Annotated in this window: 3 protein-coding genes; all 3 read left to right on the top strand. The window is 71.5% G+C overall.

Annotated elements, in window-relative coordinates; all coding sequences use genetic code 11:
* The first annotated feature begins 503 nt into the window (after positions 1 to 503).
* The 3 genes from A2U95_RS07245 (at position 504) to A2U95_RS07235 (ending at position 4,423) form a co-directional block, all read left to right on the top strand.
* Positions 504 to 1,829, top strand: coding sequence for a PhoH family protein (locus A2U95_RS07245; RefSeq protein WP_166021378.1), 1,326 nt, complete (start codon positions 504 to 506; stop codon positions 1,827 to 1,829).
* Positions 1,830 to 2,310: 481 nt separating this feature from the next.
* Positions 2,311 to 3,003 (top strand): aggregation-promoting factor C-terminal-like domain-containing protein, encoded by a 693-nt coding sequence (locus tag A2U95_RS07240; protein WP_476756101.1) that lies wholly within the window; start codon positions 2,311 to 2,313, stop codon positions 3,001 to 3,003.
* A gap of 175 nt (positions 3,004 to 3,178) precedes the next feature.
* Complete coding sequence (locus tag A2U95_RS07235; protein WP_166021376.1) at positions 3,179 to 4,423, top strand: AI-2E family transporter; 1,245 nt, start codon at positions 3,179 to 3,181, stop codon at positions 4,421 to 4,423.
* The last annotated feature ends 28 nt before the right edge of the window (positions 4,424 to 4,451 follow it).

The following is a 4,451-nucleotide window of genomic DNA, read 5'->3' as shown; positions in this document are numbered from 1 at the left end:
CGCCCCGGCGCGCCGGCCCTCCGGCCCGCCCGGCCCCGCCGGCCGTCCGGCCCGCCCGGCCCGCCCGGCCCGTCCGGTCCCGCCGGACGGTCCGAAGTGGCCCGAAACGGACGGCGCCGACCGGCGCACGCCGGGCGCAGTCGGGCCGGATCGCGAGCCGTCAGACCAACTCCCTTGCTCAGCACCCGAGTTCATACATGTGCGTGCGGTGTGAGGGAGTTGTCGTACGACGAGGCGCGGCGACGGCATGGCGAGGGCCGCGAGCGGGCATAACCCCTGCAGGTCGACGCCCGAACCACGGGTGTCACACCTCAGCGGGCGGCGCAGGGGCCGTCCGTCCGGGAGGCCCTTTGCACCAGCCCGACCGTGCCGCTTCCGCAGCCACGGACGCAGCGGGGGGCCGGTTCTCGGCCCGCGCATCGGCGCCCGAGACCGGCCCGGACCCAGGTGTCCGCAGACCCTGTCGTCGCTCCCCGACCTTCCCCGAGGGGGTACGTCCTTCCGTGGTGACCAGCGCACAGCGCCACAAGCCCGACCGGCGCACCTACGTTCTCGACACCAGCGTCCTGCTGGCCGATCCCAACGCCGTCCACCGTTTCGACGAACACGAAGTCGTGCTTCCCGTCGTGGTGGTGACGGAGCTGGAGGCCAAGCGGCACCATCCCGAGCTGGGGTACTTCGCGCGGCAGGCGCTCCGTCTGCTCGACGACCAGCGGGTGCTGCACGGGCGGCTGGACGCCCCCGTCCCGGTCGGAGACCTGGGCGGCACCCTCAGGGTCGAGCTCAACCACTCGGACCCCGGTGTGCTGCCCTCGGGCTACCGGCTGGGCGACAACGACTCCCGCATCCTCGCGGTGGCCCGGAACCTCCAGGCCGAGGGGTTCGACGTCACGGTCGTCTCGAAGGACCTCCCGCTCAGGATCAAGGCGTCGTCCGTCGGTCTCCTCGCCGAGGAGTACCGGGCCGAGCTTGCCATCACGGACACCTCCGGGTGGACCGGAATGTCCGAACTCACCCTTTCGGCGGAGCAGGTGGACCTGCTCTTCGAGGAAGGCAGGGTGCACGTCCCCGAGGCGGCCGACCTGCCCGTCCACACCGGTCTGCGGATCGGCTCGGACCGGGGCAAGGCGCTGGGCCGGGTCACCGCCGAGGGTGACGTGCGGCTGGTGCGCGGGGACCGGGAGGCGTTCGGGGTCAAGGGCCGCAGCGCGGAACAGCGGGTCGCCCTGGACCTGCTGCTCGACCCGGAGATCGGCATCGTCTCGCTGGGCGGCCGGGCCGGCACCGGCAAGTCCGCGCTGGCCCTCTGCGCCGGGCTCGAGGCGGTGCTGGAGCGGCGGCAGCACAAGAAGATCATGGTGTTCCGCCCGCTCTACGCGGTGGGCGGCCAGGACCTCGGCTACCTGCCGGGTTCCGAGAGCGAGAAGATGAACCCCTGGGCGCAGGCGGTCTTCGACACGCTCTCCGCGGTGACCGGCCGCGAGGTGATCGAGGAGGTCACCTCCCGCGGGATGCTGGAGGTCCTGCCGCTGACCCACATCCGCGGCCGTTCGCTGCACGACGCGTTCGTGATCGTCGACGAGGCGCAGTCGCTGGAGCGGAACGTGCTCCTGACGGTGCTCTCCCGGATCGGCGCCAACTCCCGTGTGGTGCTCACCCATGACGTCGCCCAGCGGGACAACCTCCGGGTGGGCCGGTACGACGGGGTGGTCGCCGTGGTGGAGCGGCTGAAGGGGCATCCGCTCTTCGCCCACGTGACCCTCACCCGCTCCGAACGGTCCCAGATCGCCGCGCTGGTCACGGAGATGCTGGAGGAGAGCGCGATGTGACGGTCCGGAAAAGATGGACATCGGATGATGTGCGATAAATGTCGTATGCGCCGGATGTCCTTCCGGCGCCGGTGAACTCGGCGCTGTGGCAACGCACTCGGACGCCGTCCGGCAAAGGCACGGAAGCCTAGCCGGGCGGCGTTCGTGCGTCCTCCAGATCGGTGAAATTCCCCTGTGCGTGGGTCATGTGAGCTTTCACACGGCACAGGGAATTGCCTTGCGGTGTCCGGTTACGGCAGAGTCTCACTCCTGTCAGGCCCCGCATACGGCTCATCGGCACCCCCAGCGGTACCGCACCCCTTGAGCATCAAGGCCAACTGCATAGTGCAGCCGTATGCCGCCCGAGCTACACGTGGCTCCCCCGCACAGGGGGGCGCCCACCGGGTCCGCGCCTCCGTGACCCATTGTTGGGAGGCCAGCGCCAGGGGCACGAACGCGTCCGCCAGGGTCACCGATGCGGGCGATGCTGGAAGGAAATCGTGTGAGCCGGATCTCGGTCCGGGGATTCGCGGTGGCTTCGGCCACGGCGGTCACCGCTGTCGGAAGTGTGGTCGGCGTCGCGACGGGCAGCACTGCCCAGCCCAACGACACGCAGGCAGCCGGCGAGGGCACCACGCTGCTCCTCGCGGACATCCCGGCCGGCCAGCAGGCCGACGTCCAGGTCGCGCACCTGGAGGCCCAGGCCGACGCACAGCTGATCGCCGCCGACTACGAGGCCCGCAAGGGCGCCGAGGCGGAGGCGCGCAAGGAGGCCGCCAAGAAGGCGATCGCCAAGAAGCAGGCCGCGGAGCGCGAGGCCGAGCAGGAGAAGGCCGACCGCGCCGCCCGCGACGAGGCCCCCGCCGCCGCCGAGGCGACCAGCTTCGCCGTCCAGTCCTCCTACACGGTCGCCCAGATCCAGGCGATGGCACGCTCGATGGTCGCCGCCGACCAGTGGCAGTGCTTCAGCAACATCGTCGACCACGAGTCGGACTGGAACTACAAGGCGGTCAACCCGTCCTCCGGCGCCTACGGCCTCTTCCAGGCGCTTCCCGCCTCCAAGATGTCGACGGCCGGAGCCGACTGGCAGACCAACCCGGCCACCCAGATCAAGTGGGGCCTCAACTACATGGAGGGCCGCTACGGCAGCCCCTGCGGCGCCTGGGACTTCTGGCAGGCCAACCACTGGTACTGACCGGTCCGCAGCCGTGACGGCGCGGGGGTGCCGCCCCCGCGCCGCCCCCGTGCCGCTCCGCGTTCGCGCAGCAGCCCCTCACCGTCCTACGGTGGGGGGCTGCCGCCATGTACGGTCGTGCGGACCGAACTGACACGCCCGGAGTGACGGGAAGAGACGGGGGCAGAGGACGACCATGGCGCGACTTCCTGACTGGGCGGGCCGGCTCGGCGCCGGGCTCAACGCCGCGGGCAAGAAATGGGAGGAGCGGCGGGCCGAGGCACGCCGTGACGAGGGGGGCGAGTCCGACCACGAGCCGCTCGTCGTCCAGCAGGTGGTGGTGCGCCCCGACCCGGCCCAGGTGGTGCCGTGGGGTCTGCGGGTGGCCGCCGAGGCCGCCTGGCGCCTGCTCGTCCTGGCCGGCACGGTCTGGGTGCTGATGCGCGTCATCAGCTCGGTCCGGCTCATCGTGCTCTCCTTCGCCGGCGCCCTGCTGGTCACCGCGCTGCTCCAGCCGCTGTCCGCCCGCCTGACCCGCAGAGGGCTTCCCCGCGGCGCCGCGACCGCGTTCACCGCCGTGCTCGGCTTCGCGGTGCTGGGCCTGCTGGGCTGGTTCGTGACGTGGCAGATCATGGAGAACGCCGACAACCTGTCACGGCAGGTCCAGGGCGGCATCGACGACCTGCGGCGGTGGCTGCTCAACTCCCCGTTCCACGTGACGGAGAGTCAGATCAACGGCATCGCCGAGAACCTGCGCGAGGCGGTCGGCTCCAACACCGAGTCCCTGACCTCGGCCGGCCTCGAAGGCGTCACGGTGGTCGTCGAGGCGCTGACCATGCTGCTGCTGATGATCTTCTGCACGCTCTTCCTGCTCCACGACGGCAAGAAGATCTGGCGGTGGACGCTCAAGCTGGTCCCGGTGGCGGCCCGGCAGGGGGTCGCGGGCGCGGGGCCGATGGCCTGGCGGACGCTCACCGCCTACGTGCGGGGCACGGTGGTGGTGGCGCTGATCGACGCCGTCTTCATCGGGCTCGGCATCTACTTCCTGGACGTGCCGATGGCGGTGCCGCTGGCCGTCGTCATCTTCCTGTTCGCCTTCATCCCGCTGGTCGGCGCGTTCGTCTCCGGCGCGCTGGCGGTGCTGGTCGCGCTGGTCACCCAGGGCGTCTTCGTCGCCGTGATGACACTGGTGGTGGTGCTCGCGGTGCAGCAGATCGAGGGCCACATCCTCCAGCCGTTCATCCTCGGGCGGGCGGTGCGGGTGCATCCGCTGGCCGTGGTGCTCTCGGTCTCCGCCGGCGGGATGATCGCGGGCATCGGCGGCGCGGTGGTGGCCGTGCCGCTGGTCGCCGTCACCAACACGGTCGTCTCCTACCTGCACCGCCACGCCCACCGGGCGAGCGTGCCGGACGCCCCGGACACCGGGGCCACGGTGGTCTGACCGGTCCGGGGCGGGTGAGGGGGCGCCC

The organism is Streptomyces chilikensis (assembly GCF_001642695.1).
GTDB classification, from domain to species: domain Bacteria; phylum Actinomycetota; class Actinomycetes; order Streptomycetales; family Streptomycetaceae; genus Streptomyces; species Streptomyces chilikensis.
Note: the sequence above shows the minus strand (reverse complement) of the source record. Positions and strands in the feature narration are given on the sequence as shown.